Source organism: Corynebacterium pollutisoli (assembly GCF_900177745.1).
Classification (GTDB): domain Bacteria; phylum Actinomycetota; class Actinomycetes; order Mycobacteriales; family Mycobacteriaceae; genus Corynebacterium; species Corynebacterium pollutisoli.
Map to the genome: position 1 here is coordinate 482,218 of NZ_FXAR01000001.1, position 16,751 is coordinate 498,968.

The 16,751-nt window shown below is 69.0% G+C and carries 14 protein-coding genes; 13 read left to right on the forward strand and 1 reads right to left on the reverse strand.

The genetic code is table 11. The features are described from left to right. Positions 1-9: 9 nt before the first annotated feature. Entirely contained in the window at positions 10-390 is a 381-nt protein-coding gene (locus B9Y70_RS02335) for a hypothetical protein (protein WP_085548825.1), read from the forward strand. On the opposite strand, the gene B9Y70_RS02340 is transcribed toward B9Y70_RS02335, so the two are convergent. Next, the gene (locus B9Y70_RS02340; protein WP_085548619.1) at positions 360-1,448 is read right to left on the reverse strand and encodes a glycerate kinase; all 1,089 of its coding nucleotides are present in this window, start codon (positions 1,446-1,448) and stop codon (positions 360-362) included. The two genes, B9Y70_RS02335 and B9Y70_RS02340, sit on opposite strands and share 31 nt — an antisense overlap. Before the next feature lie 141 nt (positions 1,449-1,589). Between B9Y70_RS02340 and gdhA the strand changes: the two genes are divergently transcribed. The 12 genes from gdhA to B9Y70_RS02400 all read left to right on the forward strand — a co-directional run bounded on the left by gdhA (position 1,590) and on the right by B9Y70_RS02400 (position 16,708). Beyond that, the gene (gene gdhA, locus B9Y70_RS02345; protein ID WP_085548620.1) at positions 1,590-2,933 is read left to right on the forward strand and encodes an NADP-specific glutamate dehydrogenase; all 1,344 of its coding nucleotides are present in this window, start codon (positions 1,590-1,592) and stop codon (positions 2,931-2,933) included. Positions 2,934-2,999: 66 nt separating this feature from the next. Further along, on the forward strand, positions 3,000-3,704 hold the full coding sequence (locus B9Y70_RS02350; protein WP_085548621.1) for a DivIVA domain-containing protein: 705 nt from the start codon (positions 3,000-3,002) through the stop codon (positions 3,702-3,704). Positions 3,705-3,717: 13 nt separating this feature from the next. Next, complete coding sequence (locus tag B9Y70_RS02355; protein WP_085548622.1) at positions 3,718-4,224, forward strand: YceD family protein; 507 nt, start codon at positions 3,718-3,720, stop codon at positions 4,222-4,224. After that, positions 4,221-4,976: a ribonuclease III gene (gene rnc, locus B9Y70_RS02360; protein ID WP_085548623.1), complete on the forward strand. Its 756-nt coding sequence runs from the start codon at positions 4,221-4,223 to the stop codon at positions 4,974-4,976. The genes B9Y70_RS02355 and rnc overlap by 4 nt, the downstream gene beginning before the upstream one ends. After that, positions 4,960-5,766 (forward strand): bifunctional DNA-formamidopyrimidine glycosylase/DNA-(apurinic or apyrimidinic site) lyase, encoded by an 807-nt coding sequence (mutM, locus tag B9Y70_RS02365; RefSeq protein WP_085548624.1) that lies wholly within the window; start codon positions 4,960-4,962, stop codon positions 5,764-5,766. The genes rnc and mutM overlap by 17 nt, the downstream gene beginning before the upstream one ends. A gap of 65 nt (positions 5,767-5,831) precedes the next feature. Then, a complete protein-coding gene (locus B9Y70_RS02370) occupies positions 5,832-7,307 on the forward strand; it encodes an alanine/glycine:cation symporter family protein (protein WP_085548625.1) in 1,476 nt (491 codons plus the stop codon). Continuing rightward, positions 7,304-7,585 carry an acylphosphatase gene (locus B9Y70_RS02375; protein WP_085548626.1) on the forward strand — a complete coding sequence of 94 codons (282 nt, stop codon included), beginning with the start codon at positions 7,304-7,306 and terminating at the stop codon, positions 7,583-7,585. Before B9Y70_RS02370 ends, B9Y70_RS02375 begins: the two co-directional genes overlap by 4 nt. Before the next feature lie 4 nt (positions 7,586-7,589). After that, the gene (smc, locus tag B9Y70_RS02380; RefSeq protein WP_085548627.1) at positions 7,590-11,021 is read left to right on the forward strand and encodes a chromosome segregation protein SMC; all 3,432 of its coding nucleotides are present in this window, start codon (positions 7,590-7,592) and stop codon (positions 11,019-11,021) included. A gap of 91 nt (positions 11,022-11,112) precedes the next feature. Beyond that, entirely contained in the window at positions 11,113-12,972 is a 1,860-nt protein-coding gene (ftsY, locus tag B9Y70_RS02385; RefSeq protein WP_085548628.1) for a signal recognition particle-docking protein FtsY, read from the forward strand. Positions 12,973-13,129: 157 nt separating this feature from the next. Beyond that, on the forward strand, positions 13,130-14,389 hold the full coding sequence (locus B9Y70_RS02390) for an ammonium transporter (protein ID WP_085548629.1): 1,260 nt from the start codon (positions 13,130-13,132) through the stop codon (positions 14,387-14,389). Beyond that, positions 14,386-14,724 carry a P-II family nitrogen regulator gene (locus tag B9Y70_RS02395; RefSeq protein ID WP_085548630.1) on the forward strand — a complete coding sequence of 113 codons (339 nt, stop codon included), beginning with the start codon at positions 14,386-14,388 and terminating at the stop codon, positions 14,722-14,724. The genes B9Y70_RS02390 and B9Y70_RS02395 overlap by 4 nt, the downstream gene beginning before the upstream one ends. Next, positions 14,708-16,708 (forward strand): [protein-PII] uridylyltransferase, encoded by a 2,001-nt coding sequence (locus B9Y70_RS02400; RefSeq protein ID WP_085548631.1) that lies wholly within the window; start codon positions 14,708-14,710, stop codon positions 16,706-16,708. Before B9Y70_RS02395 ends, B9Y70_RS02400 begins: the two co-directional genes overlap by 17 nt. Positions 16,709-16,751: the final 43 nt, after the last annotated feature.

Genomic DNA, 16,751 nt, shown 5'->3' on the forward strand with positions numbered 1-16,751 from the left:
TCTGTGCTCATGCCTGCAATCCAGTTCGATGTCCTCATTCCCGACTCCGCTGCGGTCCAGCTCCAGGGGGTGTTCGAGAACGCGATGGACAAGCTTGTCGACGCCGGCAAGCTCACCTCCGCCGAGGTCACCCACGATCACGCCCCGACCCTGTACGAGGGCGTCGAGGACGGACTGCGGGAGGACCGCGACGATCTCCACGACGCGCAGGTCCATCGCTACCTCATCCGCGTGGAGGGCCAGACCGGTTCCATGAACCAGCTGGCCATGGTCCTCTCCCGCTTCCTCACCCCGCAGGCCGACCTGCCCCGCGACGCCGTGCTGCTCGAGCAGGAGCAGAACTACGAGGTGGACGCCACCTATCCTTGGGCGGTGGAGATCCGCAGGTAGTCCGCGGCGATCTGTGCGCCGGCGTCGAAAAGCTGCTTCTCGACGTCGCCCGGCTCACCCATGGCGACCGTGATGACGTCTGCGCCCGGGTCCACGTCAATGCGCCCGGCCGCGATCGCGAGGGTCGCGTCGGTGCCCTCCACCAGGTCCGCGATCGTGCCCACGACCTTGCCGGTGAGCGACTGCTCGTCGAAGGCACCCTCGCCGGTGATCACGAGCTGCGCCTGCGGAATCGACTCCGGCAGGCCGAGGGCGTCGGCGACGAGCGGCGCGCCGGGCAGGACGTGGATGTGGTCGGCGGTGCCGTGCAGCATCGTCGACAGCCAGTACAGGCCCACCGGAACCGCACCGGCGGCGCCGAAGCCGGGGGTGTGCGGGTCGATGCCGAGGGTCTCGGCGGCGTGGGTGAGGGCGGCGTCGAGAAGCATGACGTCCTCGGCGGACGCACCCTTCTGCGGCGCGTAGACGGTGGCGGCCTGGGGGACGGTCGCGGAGACGTCGGTGAGCAGCACCCACTCGACGGCCGCCGCGGGGATGTTGAGCTGGGCGGTGTCGATGCTGTCGAGGTCACCGAGGGAACCGCCGCCCTTCGGCAGGGAGTAGCCCTCGGCGTTCATCGGGGTGGCACCGAGGGCGACGAGAATGCCCGTGCCCGCGTCCGAGGTGGCGGAACCGCCGAGGCACAGGACGATCCGGCTCGCGCCGCGGGTCTGGGCGTCGGCGATGAGCACGCCTGTGCCGTAGGTGTCACCCGTGAGCGGCACCTTGTTGTCCGCGACGGCCGGCAGCCCCGAGGCGGCGGCGATGTCGATGTAGGCGGTCGAACCGTCGAAGACGTAGGAGGCCTCGGTGAGGCGGCCGGCGGCGTCGGTGGTGGGCAGAGTGATCGTCCGGCCGTCGAAGGTCGCGGCGGTGCCCTCACCCCCGTCGGCCATGGGGGCGAGGGTGATCTCGGCGTCGCGGATGACGGAGCGGACGCCCTCGCCGAGCAGTCGCGCAGCCTGCTCTGCGGTGGCGGTACCCTTGTAGGAGTCGGGGGCGATGATGATGTGGACCATGGGACCCAAGTCTAGGGGGTAGGGTAAGTGACGCATTCAACTCGTCAATGACTTGCATGAATGACGTCTCGCGTGAAAACTGTTAGCCGTTAGAAAAGCCACCCCCAGGCAGCCCGCGACTGCGGGCCGGAAAGGACTCGTATGTCGATCGACGAGCAGGTCTCCTCCTACTACAACATGCTCCTCAAGCGGAACGCAGGAGAGCCGGAGTTCCACCAGGCAGTCGCAGAAGTGCTTGCCTCCCTCAAGATCGTGCTGGAGAAGGACCCGCACTACGCCGACTACGGTCTCATCCAGCGTCTCTGCGAGCCCGAGCGTCAGCTGATCTTCCGCGTGCCGTGGATCGACGACAACGGCGTGGTACAGGTCAACCGCGGTTTCCGCGTCCAGTTCAACTCCGCCCTCGGCCCGTACAAGGGTGGCCTGCGCTTCCACCCGTCCGTCAACCTGGGCATCATCAAGTTCCTCGGCTTCGAGCAGATCTTCAAGAACTCCCTCACCGGCCTGCCCATCGGTGGCGGCAAGGGTGGCTCCGACTTCGACCCCAAGGGTCGTTCCGAGCTCGAGATCATGCGCTTCTGCCAGTCCTTCATGACTGAGCTGCACAACCACATCGGCGAGTACAAGGACGTCCCCGCCGGTGACATCGGTGTCGGTGGCCGTGAGATCGGCTTCCTCTTCGGCCAGTACCGTCGTCTGGCCGGTCAGCACGAGTCCGGTGTCCTCACCGGCAAGGGTCTCGCCTGGGGTGGCTCCCTCGTGCGCACCGAGGCAACCGGCTACGGCTGCGTCTACCTCACGCAGGAAATGATGCGTGCCCACGGCGCCGACATGTCCGGCGCCAAGGTCATCGTCTCCGGTTCCGGCAACGTGGCCATCTACGCCACCCAGAAGGCCCAGGAGCTGGGCGCCACCGTCATCGGCGTCTCCGACTCCTCCGGCTGGGTCCACGCCCCGAACGGTATCGACGTGGAGCTGCTCCGCGACATCAAGGAGAACCGCCGCGAGCGCATCAACTGCTACGCGGAGGAGGCCACCGGCGTCACCTTCCACACCGACGGCTCCATCTGGGACCTCGAGGCCGACGTCGCCCTGCCGTGCGCCACCCAGAACGAGCTCAACGGCGACCATGCCCGCACCCTGGCCGACAACGGCGTCCGCTTCGTCTCCGAGGGCGCCAACATGCCGTCCACCCCGGAGGCCATCGAGGTCTTCCGTGAGCGCGGCATCCACTTCGCCCCGGGCAAGGCCGCCAACGCCGGTGGCGTGGCCACCTCCGCCCTGGAGATGCAGCAGAACGCGTCCCGCGACTCCTGGTCCTTCGAGTACACCGACCAGCGTCTGCACAAGATCATGTCCAAGATCTTCCGCACCATGTCCCGCACCGCCGAGGAGTACGGCCGCGAGGGCGACTACGTCACCGGTGCCAACATCGCCGGCTTCAAGAAGACCGCCGACGCGATGCTCGCCCAGGGCGTCATCTAGGAGACTGCGCCTGCACTGGCCCTGCCGCACCACACTTTGGGCGGCGGGGCCAGTATCGTTTGGGGCATGTACCGCGTTTTCGAAGCCCTGGACGAGCTCAACCAGACCGTGGAGCAGGCCTACGGCGTGCCCATGACCTCCAACTGCATGGTGCCGCGCCACGACACCCTCGCGCTTCTCGACGATCTCCGTAACGCCCTGCCCGTCGAGATCGACGACGCACAGGATGTCCTGGACAAGCAGGAGGAGATTCTCCGCGGGGCCGAGGACCGCGCCCGCGAGATGATCGCCGAGGCGGAGGCCCAGGCGCACGAGATCGTCTCCCGTGCCCAGGCCGACGCCGACCACATTGTCGACGACGCCCAGCACCGGGCCACCACCATGGTCGCCAAGGCCGAGGACGATGTCGAGCACATGGTCACCTCGGCGCGGCGGGAGGCGGAGGACACCGTCCACCGTGCGCAGAACGAGGCCGACCGCCTCATCCAGGACGGTAACGACTCCTACCGTCGCAGCGTCGACGAGGGTATCGCCGAGCAGGAGCGCCTCGTCTCCGAGTCCGAGGTCGTGCGCCGCGCGAACGAGGAGGCACACCGCATCGTCGACACAGCGCATGCCGATTCCGAGCGTCTGCGCACCGAGTGCGACGAGTTCGTCGACGGCAAGCTCTCCGAGTTCGAGAGCTCCCTGTCGGAGGTTCTGCGCACCGTCACCCGCGACCGTCAGGCGCTGCGACGGGGCGCAGGTGTGTCCCGCCGCCGATCTGAGTAGGCTCAGACTCGCTATGACTTCACCTTTTGTGTTTCACGTTGCCCGTCTCACCGACTTCGAGCAGCGCACCCAGACCGGCCCCGCCCCCACCCGGATCGGACCGGAGATGATCGGTATCGCCGAGGGCGCGGAGGTCACCGTCGACGCGTCGCTCACCCAGCTCGGCGGGGGAGTGCTCGCCGACGCCACCGTCACCGGCCAGCTGACCGGCCAGTGCGTCCGCTGCCTCGGGGATCTCAACCCGCCGCTGGATCTGCGCGTCCAGCAGGTGTTCTCCGGGTCCGATGACTTCGTCACCGGTGAGGAGGACGACGAGGGCGAGGTCGACGAGCTGCCCGAGATCGTCGGCGATGAGATCGACCTGCTCCAGGCCGTCATCGACGAGGCCGGCCTCACCCTGCCGTTCAACCCGACGTGCGAGGGCGGTTGCGATGCCTCCGACACCCCCTCCCCGGACGGTGTGTCCGGCGAGCACAAGCCCCTCGACCCGCGGTGGGCCGACCTGGAGAAGTTCCTGTGAGCCGGAAGCGCCACCGTCCCACCGGGGAGGAGGCGCTCGCCACGGCCTTCGCCGCGGTCGATCACACCCCGCTTCTCGACGCCCTCGGTGTCGCCCTCCCCGACGAACTCCTGCGGCACGCCCTGACGCACCGCAGCTTCGCCAACGAGAACGGCAACCTGCCCAACAACGAGCGCCTCGAGTTCCTCGGTGACGCCGTCCTCGGCCTGTCCGTGGCCAACCAGCTCTACGAGCAGTACCCCTCGCGCCCGGAGTCGGACATCTCGAAGATGCGCGCGTCGATCGTGTCGCGTTTCGGCCTGGCCGACATCGCCCGGGAGATCCACCTCGGCGAGCACATTCTCCTCGGCAAGGGGGAGCTGGTCACCGACGGCCGGGAGAAGGACTCCATCCTCGCCGACACCACTGAGGCCCTCTTCGGTGCCATCTACCTCGAGCACGGCTTCGAGACCGCCCGTGGTGTCATCCTGCGGTTGTTCGCGGAGAAGATCGACCGGGCGTCGGCAAGCAACATCCACCGGGACTGGAAGACGACGCTGCAGGAACGCGTCGCCGAGCTCAAGCTCCCGATGCCGGTGTACGAGGCGACATCGACCGGACCGGAGCACGACCTGACGTTCTCCGCGACGGTGACTGTCAACGGGCGCGTGCTCGGCAGCGGCGTCGGCGGCAGCAAGAAGTTCGCCGAGCAGGAGTCCGCCCGCCAGGCGTTCCTGCTGCTGCGGGAGAATCCGCGTGCCGGAACTGCCTGAGGTCGAGGTGGTGCGCCGCGGGCTCGAGGCGCACGTGCTCGACGGCGTCTTCGAGGACGTCGAGGTACTCCACCCGCGCGCCAACCGCGGGCAGGACGTCCCGCTCGCGGACCTGCTCGTTGGTGCTCGCATCACGGCGGTGCGCCGGCGCGGCAAGTACCTGTGGCTCGATCTCGGCGAGGATGCCCTCTACGTCCACCTGGGCATGAGCGGGCAGATGCTCATCGGGCCCACATCCTCACCCCATGTGCGGATCCGGGCGCGGGTCTCCGGGCGGGATCTCAATTTCGTCGACCAGCGCACGTTCGGCCGCTGGCTCTACACCCCGCAGGTCGCCGGGGTGCCGGTGCCGGTGGCGCACATCGCGCGGGATCCGCTGGAGGCGGACTTCGACCGCGTGGCCACGGCGCGGCTCATCCGCCGGAAGCGGTCGGCGATCAAGGCGGTGCTGCTCAACCAGGAGGTCGTCAGCGGCATCGGCAACATCTACGCCGACGAGGCGCTGTGGCAGGCGGGCATCGCGCCGACCAGGCGGGCTTCGTCACTCCTGCAGCGCGAGGCCGTCGCGCTTCTCGACGCCGCCGAGGAAGTCATGCGCCGTGCCCTCGCCGAGGGAGGAACGTCCTTCGACTCCCTGTACGTCAACGTCAACGGAGAATCCGGGTACTTCTCGCGGTCCCTCAACGCCTACGGCCGCGAGGGGGAGCCCTGCCGCCGGTGCGGGACGCCGCTGCGGCGCATCGTCGTGGGTGGGCGGTCGTCGCACTACTGCTCGGAGTGCCAGCACTGAGAGGCGTCGGTAACAGTTTCGTTTCTGGCTGTGTCCTGCCACACATATAGGGTTACCTTTAAAGGATGGACCAACTCGAGAACTTCGTCACAGGGACGATCAACGACAACCTGTGGACCGCCGTACCGTGGGTGCTCATCGCGGCCGGCGTGTACTTCGCCATCCGCACCATCCTCGTGCAGATCCGCATGGTGCCGGACATGTTCCGCGCCGTCATGGAGAAGCCCAACTCCCCGGGCAAGGACCATGACGAGGAGTACGGCGGCATCTCCGCCTTCCAGGCGTTCACCATCTCCGCCGCCTCCCGCGTGGGAACCGGCAACATCGCCGGTGTGGCCGTGGCCATCACTCTCGGTGGCCCCGGTGCCGTGTTCTGGATGTGGATGATCGCCCTCATCGGTGGTGCGACCGCCTTCATCGAGTCCACCCTCGCCCAGCTGTGGAAGACCAAGGATGCGGACGGCAACTACCACGGCGGCCCCGCGTACTACATGACCCGCGGCATGAACGCGAAGTGGCTGGCGGTCCTCTTCGCCATCTTCATCTCCATCACCTACGGTTTCGTGTACAACGCGATCCAGACCAACTCCATCGCGGAGGCTGTCGGTGGCTCCCTCGAGCGCGACGACAACGGGTTCAAGATGGCCGTCGGTGGCATCCTGGCGCTGCTCACCGCGTTGATCATCTTCGGCGGTGTGCGCCGTATCGCCAGCGCCACCCAGATCATCGTGCCGTTCATGGCGATCGCCTACATCGTGGTCGCCATCATCGTCATCGCGCTGCGCATCCAGGAGGTGCCGGGCGTCATCGTCGACATCGTCACCCACGCCCTCGGTTTCAAGGAGATTGTCGGCGCGACCATCGGCGCCGCCTTCATGAACGGCATGCGCCGCGGCCTGTTCTCCAACGAGGCCGGCATGGGTTCCGCCCCGAACGCCGCCGCCACCGCGACCGTGTCCCACCCGGTCAAGCAGGGCCTGGTGCAGACCCTCGGCGTGTATTTCGACACCCTGCTCATCTGTTCCATCACCGCCTTCATCATCCTGCTGGGCAAGAACGAGATCGCCTACGGCGAGGAGGTCCAGGGGGCGGCGCTGACCCAGGCCGCACTGGCCAGTGAGGTCGGCGCGTGGGGCACCCACTTCGTCACCTTCATCCTTTTCTTCCTGGCGTTCTCCTCGATCCTGGGCAACTACTACCTCGCCCAGACCAACATCGAGTACCTCACCAAGTCGAACCTGTGGCTCAACGTCTTCCGCGTCGTGGTCGTGGCCTTCGTCTTCTTCGGTGCCGTCGGCTCCCTGCCGCTGGTGTGGGCCCTGGGCGACACCTTCGCCGCGACCATGGTCTTCATCAACCTCATCGCGATCATCCCGCTCGGTGGCGTGGCCATCAAGCTGCTCAAGAACTACGGCGAGCAGCGCCGCCGGGGCATCGACCCGGTCTTCCACCGCGACATGCTGCCCGAGCTGAAGAACGTCGAGTACTGGGACGGCTCCGATCCGGTCACCCGCCGCTCCCTCGAGGACCGCGTCCAGTGAAGCGGCTCGTAGCGCTTGTCGACGGCCACGTGCAGGGCGTCGGCTTCCGGTGGTGGGTCCGCGGTGAGGCCACGGAGCTGGGACTCGCCGGTTCCGCGGAGAACCTCACCGACGGTCGCGTGCGCGTTGTCCTGGAAGGTCCGGACGACCCGGTCGGCGAGATGCTCGCCCGCCTGGAGGAGCAGCCCTCCGCGTACCGACGTCCCGGTCGCGTCGACTCCGTCACCCATGAGTGGGAGGAGCCTGCGGGGGAGACCGGTTTCCAGGTGTTAGCCTGACCGGGTGCACCTGAAATCGCTGACGCTGAGGGGATTCAAGTCCTTCGCGTCTGCGACGACCCTGAAATTCGAGCCCGGCATCTGTGCCGTCGTCGGGCCGAACGGGTCGGGTAAGTCCAATGTCGTCGACGCCCTGGCGTGGGTCATGGGCGAGCAGGGGGCGAAGACCCTGCGTGGCGGCAAGATGCAGGACGTCATCTTCGCGGGCGCCGGTGACCGGAAGCCGCTGGGCCGGGCGGAGGTGACGCTGACGATCGACAACTCTGACGGCGCGCTGCCGATCGACTACACCGAGGTCTCGATCACTCGCCGCATGTTCCGGGACGGTGCGGGCGAGTACGAGATCAACGGGGCCCGCGCCCGCCTCATGGACATCCAGGAGCTGTTGTCCGATTCGGGTATCGGCCGGGAGATGCACGTCATCGTGGGGCAGGGGCGTCTGGCGCAGATCCTCGAGTCCCGCCCGGAGGAGCGCCGCGCCTTCATCGAGGAGGCGGCGGGCGTGCTCAAGCACCGGCGTCGCAAGGAGAAGGCGCAGCGCAAGCTCGTCGGCATGCAGGCCAACCTGGATCGTCTGCAGGATCTCACCGATGAGTTGGGCAAGCAGCTCAAGCCGTTGGCCCGGCAGGCGGAGGCGGCGCAGCGTGCGCAGACGGTCCAGGCCACGCTGCGCGACGCCCGCCTCCGCCTCGCCGGCGAACGCGTGCACCGTCTGCGGCGCGAGTTCGAGGACGCCGACCGGCGGGCCCGCCTGCTCGCCGAGCAGGTCGAGGAAGTCACGGGGCTGCTGGAGGAGGCCAGCGGGGAGCAGCTGGAGATCGAGACCGAGCTGGAGACCCTCGTCCCGCAGGCGGAGGCCGCCCAGCAGCTGTGGTTCACCCTCTCCACCCTGGCGGAGCGCGTGTCGGCCACCGCCCGCATCGCCGCCGAGCGCGCGTCGAACGCGGATGTCGTCGCCTACAACGGGCCGGATCCGGAGGCGCTCGAGCGGCGCGCGGAGCAGGCCGACGAGGAGCTCGCCGAGCTCACCGAGGCCGTGGAGGTCGCCGCCGAGCGGCTCGAGTCGATCCGCGACGAGGTGTTCGAGCGCGAGGAGGCGCGTCGGGAAGCGGAGGCCGAGCACATGGCGCAGGTCCGCGCCATCGCCGATCGTCGTGAAGGTGTGGTCCGTCTCATCGCCGCGGAGGAGTCCCTGGCCGGGCAAGTGGCGTCCGCCGAGCAGGAGATCGCGCACCAGGCGGAGACCCTCGCCGAGACCCTGCGCCGCACGAAGACCGCCCAGGCCGAGGCCGAGGAGGTCGCGGCGAAGATCACCGAACTCCAGGCCGAGCGGGCCCCGCTGGAGGACGCGCACATCCGGGCCGCCAGCGAGGCCGGGGCCGCCGACAAGCGCCTCGACCAGCTGCGCGACGAGCAGCTGGAGCGGGAGCGGGCAGTGTACTCGCTGGAGTCGCGCATCGAGACGCTGCGGCAGAACGTGCCCGTCGCCGCCGTCGACCTCGACTGGCCCAGCCTGGCCTCGCTGCTGCGCACGCAGCACGCCACCGCGGTGTCGGCGGCGCTCGGTGCGCACGCGGAGGCGCTGGTGGGCGCGGTGGACGAGGGGGTCGTCGAGAAGCTCGACGGGGCCTCGCGCACCGTCCTCGTCGACGCGGGCAACCGCGGTGACACCTGGCGCCTCGACGCCGATCTCCCCACCGGCGCCACCTGGCTACTCGATCACATCGACGCTGACGAGCGGCTCGCGCGGACCCTCAACCGCCTGCTTGCCGACGTCGCGCTCGCCCCCGATCTGCCCGCCGCCCGCGCGGTCGTCCACGCGGACCCGCGCCTGCGCGCCGTCACGCCCGACGGCGTCCTCGTCGGCGAGGGCTGGATCCAGGCCGGCCGGGGTGCGGTGTCCCCGGTCGAGGTGAACACCCAGATCGCCGACGCCGAAACAGAGCTTCTCGACGCCCGCGCCGTCCTCGACCAACTCTCCGGCACCCTCGAGGGCGCCCGGATCGCCGCCGAGGAATCGCGGGTCGACGCCGCCGCCACGAAGGCGGCGCTGCGCGAACACGACCAGGCGCTCGCCGGCTGGGAGCGCGACCTGGCCCGTCTGCAGAAGCAGTACGAGGCGAACCGGGCGGAGCACCAGCGCGCCGCCGAGCGCGCCACGGGTGCCGACGCCCGCCTCGCCGAACTCCGCGACCAGCTCGACGAGGCCCGCGACCGGCTCTCCCGCGTGGAGGACACCGACGCCCCGGAGGAACCCTCGACCCACGCCCGCGACGAGGCGAACACCGCGCTCGCGCAGGTCAAGGCCATGGAGATGGAGGCCACCCTCGCCCTGCGCACCGCTGAGGAACGCGCCGGGCAGGCCGCCGGCAAGGGGGAGGGGCTGCGTCGCCAGGCCGCGCACGAGCGGCAGGCGAAGGCACGACACGACGAGGTGATGCGGAAGCGTCGGGAAGCGGCGGAACTGGCGGGCGTCGTCAAGCAGGGTGCGCTCGACGTCGCCGCCCGGGTGGCGGACGCGACGGAGCGGGCGGCGTCGGAACGCGACGACCTCGCACGGCAGCGCGCCGAGCTGAGCTCCCGCCTGTCGCGGGCGAAGGACAAGGTGGGCGCGGCCCGGCAGCAGCTGGGCCGACTCACCGACAACGCCCACGCCGGCGACATCGCGCGCACCCAGGCGCAGGTGCGTATCGACGAGGCCGAGACCAAGATCGTCGAACAGCTCGGCCTGTCCATCACCGACCTCATGGCCGACTACACCCCCGGAGAGGACTTCGACCGCCCCGCGGAGGAGAAACGTCTCGCCCGGGCCGAGAAGGACCTGCGCGCGCTGGGCAAGGTCAACCCGCTGGCGCTCGAGGAGTTCAAGGCCCTCGAGGAACGCTACGAGTTCCTGTCCACCCAGCTCGACGACGTCATCCAGGCCCGCAAGGATCTCACCGGCGTCATCGACGAGGTCGACGCCAAGATCCTCCAGCTGTTCACCGACGCCTGGGTCGACGTCGAGGCGCAGTTCCCGCAGGTGTTCCAGACCCTGTTCCCGGGCGGTGAGGGACGCCTCGTGCTCACCGACCCCGACGACATGCTCACCACCGGCATCGAGGTCGAGGCACGACCCCCGGGCAAGAAGGTCAAGCGACTGTCGCTGCTGTCCGGTGGCGAGAAATCGCTCACCGCGCTGGCCATGCTCGTCGCCATCTTCAAGGCCCGCCCCAGCCCCTTCTACGTCATGGACGAGGTCGAGGCCGCCCTCGACGACGTCAACCTCCGCCGCCTCATCGCCTTGTTCGAAGACCTGCGGCAGGACTCCCAGCTCATCGTCATCACCCACCAGAAGCCGACGATGGACGTCGCGAACGTCCTCTACGGCGTCACCATGCGTGGCGACGGCGTCACCCGCGTCATCAGCCAACGCATGAGCCCCGCGTCGGCCTGAGAAAGTGCGCAGCTGCGCACTTTTCGACGCCGTCGGGCGAAACCCATCGTTCAGCGTGAATAATCGGCCCCGTGCTGACACTATGGAAGCCATGAACACGACTTATCTGATCATCGGCATCGCAGTAGTCCTGATTCTGCTGCTCATCGTCCTGGTTGTCGTCGGACTCAACCGCAAGAAGTCCAAGACGGTCAGCTTCGAGAAGAAGGAGGACGACGCCCCCAAGGAGCTCACCCAGCAGGAGAAGTCCGGCAACTACCAGGCCACCGGCGGATTCAACTTCGCACCCGCGAAGGCCGACGAGCGCGAGCCCGAACTGCTCGAGGGACAGCGGCTCGGCGCCACCGAGCCCGTGCCGGAGCCGGTTGTCGAGCCGAAGCCCGAGCCTGTCGCGGAGCAGCCGGTTGATCAGCGTGACAACCTGGCGGAGGCCGCGGAGGCTCAGGAGCTGAAGTATATCGAGGGGCAGGAGCCCGTCGAGGAGCCTGTGACGGAGCCGGAGGCCGAGCTGGTCACCGAGCAGGAGCCGCTCGCCGAGCCGGCACCGGATGACGTGAAGCCGGAGGCTGAGGATCTGCCGCCGCACGAGGAGCCGACCATCCCGGAGCCGTCCGAGCTGGCGGAGCCGCTGGAGCACGAGGAGGCGACCTTCTCCCTGGACGGTGCCGCCGAGGTATCGGATTACACCCCGACCGAGCACGTCGCCGACACCCCGGCCGACACGGACACCGAGTCGGACCTGCAGCACGAGGACATCGAGGTCAGCGAGCCGGTGGGGGAGACGCTCGATGAGTTGGCAGAGGATCCGCAGCAGGAGCCCGAGGTGGATACCCCGGCCGAGGTGGAGCAGGAGACGGAGACGCAGGAGCTCGTGGAAGAGCAAGAGCGCGTCGAGGAGGAGGCCACCGAGGCCGCCGCCGCGGCTTCCGTCACCGCCGGTGCCGTCGAGGCGGCGCTGGAGCAGACCGAGGTTCCGGACACCGTTCCGGCGGACACCCCGCCCCCGGCGGAGGTCGAGGACATCGCCCCGGCGGCCGGTCGTATCGGCCGTCTGCGTGGTCGTCTGTCGCGTTCGCAGAACGTCATCGGTCAGGGTGTGCTGGGTATCCTCACCGCGGGTGACCTCGACGAGGACGCCTGGGAGGAGATCGAGGACACGCTGCTCATGGCGGATCTGGGCACCACGGTGACCATGAACGTCGTCGATTCGCTGCGGGGCAAGATCGCCGAGCGCGGTGTGTCCAGTGAGGCGGAGGCCCGCACCATGCTGCGGGAGACCCTCATCGAGGCGTGCCACCCGGAGATGGACCGTTCCATCAAGGCGATGCCGTACCAGGGCAAGCCGGCGGTCATCCTCATCGTCGGTGTCAACGGCACCGGCAAGACCACCACCACCGGCAAGCTGGCGCGTGTGCTCGTGTCCATGGGCCACAAGGTGCTGCTCGGCGCGGCGGACACCTTCCGTGCGGCGGCGGCGGATCAGCTGGAGACCTGGGGTCGTCGCGTGGGTGCCACCACGGTGCGTGGCGCGGAGGGTGCGGATCCGGCGTCCGTCGCGTTCGACGCGGTGGCCAAGGGTGTGGAGGAGCAGGCGGATGTCGTGCTCGTCGACACTGCGGGCCGTCTGCACACCTCGACGGGTCTCATGGATCAGCTGGGCAAGGTCAAGCGTGTCGTCGAGAAGAAGGCGGTCGTGGACGAGGTCATCCTCGTGCTCGATGCGACCGTCGGCCAGAACGGCCTGACGCAGGCGCGCGTGTTCCGGGATGTCGTGGACATCACGGGTGTGGCGCTGACCAAGCTGGACGGTACCGCTAAGGGTGGCATCGTCTTCCAGGTGCAGGAGGAGCTGGGCGTGCCGGTCAAGCTCGTCGGCCTGGGTGAGGGTGCGGATGACCTCGCGCCCTTCGAGGTCGAGGGCTTCGTGGATGCGTTGCTGGGCACGAAGTAGGCGTCGATAAGCAGGGAAGCGGCCTTCGGGCCGCTTTTTTGTTGTCTGTGTCACATTATACCTGCAAGGCTATAGAAACAGTTTCTATATCTCTATAGTTAGCCGTGTAGCCACGAACCTGTCGAGCTACAGATAACCTGACTAGGAGGGCTGAACCATGAACTCTGACGCCGGATGGATGCTCACGTCGGCATCCCTGGTACTCCTCATGACGCCCGCGCTGGCGCTGTTCTACGGCGGTATGGCGGGGCGTCGACAAGCACTGAACATGATGATGATGTCGTTCGGCACGCTCGGCGTGGTCACCGTCGTCTACATCCTGTGGGGCTGGTCCATGTCCTACGGCGACCGCTCCATCGCGGGCCTCGTCGCCGACCCGACGCAGTACTTCGGGCTGCGGGACATGCTCATCGACGAACCCGGTCCGAACGGCTACCCGCTCGGCATCGACGTCGCCTTCCAGCTCACCTTCGCCGTCATCTCCACCGCGCTCATCTCCGGCGCCCTGGCCGGCCGCGTGAAGTTCACCACCTGGCTGGTGTTCTCCGCACTGTGGGCCACCTTCGCGTACTTCCCGCTCGCCCACATGGTGTGGGGCGGAGGACTGCTCTCGCACTCGGCGGAGGGTCTGGCCGCGATGATGTTCGGCACCACCGACGGGGAGGCGACCGTCGCACCCATCGACTTCGCGGGCGGTACCGTCGTCCACATCTCCGCCGGCACCGCCGCCCTCGTCCTGGCACTCATGGTGGGCAGGCGCGGGGAGGTCTCCTCCCGCCCGCACAACCTGCCGCTGGTCATGCTCGGCGCCGCCCTGCTGTGGTTCGGCTGGTTCGGCTTCAACGGTGGCTCCTCCTTCGCCGCCGACGGTCTCGCCGGCCTGGCGTGGCTCAACACCACCGCCGCCGCGGCCGCCGCGATGCTCGGCTGGGTGCTCGTCGAGCGGATCCGCGACACCCGCCCCACCTCCCTCGGAGCGGCCTCCGGCGTCGTCGCCGGCCTGGTCACCATCACCCCGGCCGCCGGCGCACTCACCCCGGTGAGCGCCCTCCTGCTCGGCTTCATCGGCGGCATTCTCGCCTGCCTCGGCGTGGGCCTGAAGTACCGCTTCGGCTACGACGACTCCCTCGACGTCGTCGGCGTGCACCTCGTCGCCGGCCTGTGGGGCACCATCGGCCTGGCGTTCTTCGCCCAGGGCGTCGACCACCTGCGCCTCCTCGTGGTGCAGATCGTCATCGCGGTCGTGGCGATGGTCTTCTCCGCGGTGGTCACCTTCGTCATCGGCCTGGCCCTCAAGGCGACCATGGGCTGGCGCATCAACCCGGAGGACGAGTTCGGCGGCATCGACCTCGCCGAACACCGCGAGTCCGCCTACGATGACAGCCCGGCCCCTTCCGCACTAGGATCTGCCTCATGAAACTCGTCACCGCAGTGATCAAGCCCTTCACCCTCTCCGACATCCGGGAAGCGCTCGAGGCACTGGACGTCGGCGGGCTCACCGTCACCGAGGTGCAGGGTTACGGCCAGCAGCGCGGACACAGCGAGGTCTACCGCGGGGCGGAGTACGCCACCGACTTCGTGCCCAAGGTCAAGCTCGAGGTGCTGGTCGCCGACGCCCAGGTCGACGACGTCATCGACGCCATCGTCCGCGCCGCGTACACCGGCAAGATGGGTGACGGCAAGGTGTGGGTCACGCCGGTGGAGCGCGTCATCCGCGTCCGCACCGGCGACCACGATGAATCTGCTCTCTGACCTGCCCGTTCCGCCCGGTTGTGCCCTCGTGGCCACCGGGTCCCTGGCGCGCCGGGAGCTGGCCCCGCACTCCGACCTCGACCTCCTGCTGCTGCACCCGGCGGGGGTGGAGCCGGACGTCGAGAAGCTCTGGTACCCGTTGTGGGACAGCGGGTACCGCATCGACCATGCCGTGCGCACCCCGGAGGAGTGCGCGGGGATGATGAGCGCGGACTCCACCGCGGCGCTCGCCCTGTTGGAGATGCGCCACCTCTCCGGCGATGCGGAACTCACGGCGCGGACCCGCGAGATGGTGCTGCGGGAGTGGCGTGTGGAGATCCACCGCAACTTCAACGCGCTCGTCGGCACCGCGATCGCCCGCTGGCGGAGGTCCGGGTCGGTGGTCACCATGACGCACCCGGACCTCAAGAACGGCCGCGGCGGGCTGCGTGACCTCGACCTCATCCGTGCCCTGGCGCTCGCGCAGCTCTGCGACGAGCCGCCGCTCGCCGAGGAGCGGCGCCTGCTTCTCGACGTCCGCGCCCTCCTGCACCGCCACGCCCGCCGGCGTCGCGACGTCCTCGACCCCGAGTTCGCCACCGACATCGCCGCCGAGATGGGGCTGACCGACCGCCACGAACTCTCCGCGCAGCTGGCCGCCGCCGCCCGGCGTATCGACGCCGCCGTCACCGCCGCCCTCGCCACCGCCCGGGGGGCGCTCGGCTCGCGGGCGCGCGGGGACCGGCGCCCGCTGGACATCGACGTCGTCGACGCCGGGGGAGAGATCACCCTGTCACGTCGCCCCGACCTCAGCGACCCGGCGCTGCTGCTGCGCGTCGCCGCCGCCAGCGCCCGCACGCGTCTGCCCGTCGCCGAGCACACCTGGACGCGGCTGCACGAGCTGCCACCGTTGCCGGAGATCCTGCCTGCCGCGGCCGTCGAGGACTTCTTCGCCCTGCTCACCCACCCCGAGGTGATCAACGACCTCGACACCCACGGCCTGTGGACCCGACTGGTGCCCGAATGGGAGCACATCCGCGGCCGGATGCCCCGCGAACGGACCCACATCCACACCATCGACCAGCACAGCATCGTCACCGTCGCGCACTGCGCCGCCGCCGGCGTCTCCGTCGCCCGCCCCGACCTGCTCATGCTCGGCGCCCTGTTCCACGACATCGGCAAAGGGTACGGACGCCCCCACGAACAGGTCGGCGCCGAGTTCGTCGCCCGCCTCGCCGCCCGCCTCCGCCTCCACCTGCCCGACCGTTCCCGCGTGCAGACCCTCGTCGCCGAGCACACCACCATCGCCCGCCTCGCCGCCCGCTTCGACCCGACCGCCGACGACACCCTCGACATGCTTCTCGACGCCGTGCACTACGACCGCGACACCCTCGACCTCCTCGAGGTGCTCACCGAGGCCGACGCGAAGGCCACCGGCCCCGGCGTGTGGAACGCCCGCCTCGAGAACGGACTGCGCACCCTCACGCGCCGGGCGCGGCAGGCACTCGTCCTGGCCGCCCCGCTGCGCCCCCACGTCCACGCCCCCGCACCGCTCAGCCTGCGCCGGGAGGACGACATGATCACCGTCTCCGCCCGGGGACAGGACCCGCAGGGTGTGCTGGCGGTGCTCGCCGCCAAGGCGTGGAAGCTCAACGGGGTGCGGATCTCCGGTGACCATGCGGAATATGACGCCCGCCCGACCGTCGAGACGCTCGAGGAGCTGGACGACGCCGCGTTCATCCAGGCCCACAAATCAGGCGTGCACACCGCGGTGGCCGCGCCCGCCCCGGCACCGACGTGGGTGTCGTGGCGCGGGCAGGTCCTCGAGGTGCGCACCGCCGTCCGCGTCGGCGCGCTCGCCGCCCTTCTGCGCGTGCTGCCGGAGATCGAGTGGTTGTCCATGACCACCCCGGGCGCGACGATGATCGTCCAGGCCGCCTTCACCGCGACCGTCGACCGCCGTAAGGTGGACAGGGATGTGACCCACGTGCTGGGCAACGGTTAGCATGGGGGAGTTGATCAGTCGTCATTGTCGCAGTCGTAGGAGT

What these genes read in the sequence shown, in the direction of transcription:
- B9Y70_RS02335 (WP_085548825.1), top strand. Translation starts at nt 10, where the DNA reads ATGCCTGCAATCCAGTTCGATGTCCTCATTCCCGACTCCGCTGCGGTC.
- B9Y70_RS02340 (WP_085548619.1), bottom strand. Translation starts at nt 1,448, where the DNA reads ATGGTCCACATCATCATCGCCCCCGACTCCTACAAGGGTACCGCCACC.
- gdhA (WP_085548620.1), top strand. Translation starts at nt 1,590, where the DNA reads ATGTCGATCGACGAGCAGGTCTCCTCCTACTACAACATGCTCCTCAAG.
- B9Y70_RS02350 (WP_085548621.1), top strand. Translation starts at nt 3,000, where the DNA reads ATGTACCGCGTTTTCGAAGCCCTGGACGAGCTCAACCAGACCGTGGAG.
- B9Y70_RS02355 (WP_085548622.1), top strand. Translation starts at nt 3,718, where the DNA reads ATGACTTCACCTTTTGTGTTTCACGTTGCCCGTCTCACCGACTTCGAG.
- B9Y70_RS02370 (WP_085548625.1), top strand. Translation starts at nt 5,832, where the DNA reads ATGGACCAACTCGAGAACTTCGTCACAGGGACGATCAACGACAACCTG.
- ftsY (WP_085548628.1), top strand. Translation starts at nt 11,113, where the DNA reads ATGAACACGACTTATCTGATCATCGGCATCGCAGTAGTCCTGATTCTG.
- B9Y70_RS02390 (WP_085548629.1), top strand. Translation starts at nt 13,130, where the DNA reads ATGAACTCTGACGCCGGATGGATGCTCACGTCGGCATCCCTGGTACTC.
- B9Y70_RS02395 (WP_085548630.1), top strand. Translation starts at nt 14,386, where the DNA reads ATGAAACTCGTCACCGCAGTGATCAAGCCCTTCACCCTCTCCGACATC.
- B9Y70_RS02400 (WP_085548631.1), top strand. Translation starts at nt 14,708, where the DNA reads ATGAATCTGCTCTCTGACCTGCCCGTTCCGCCCGGTTGTGCCCTCGTG.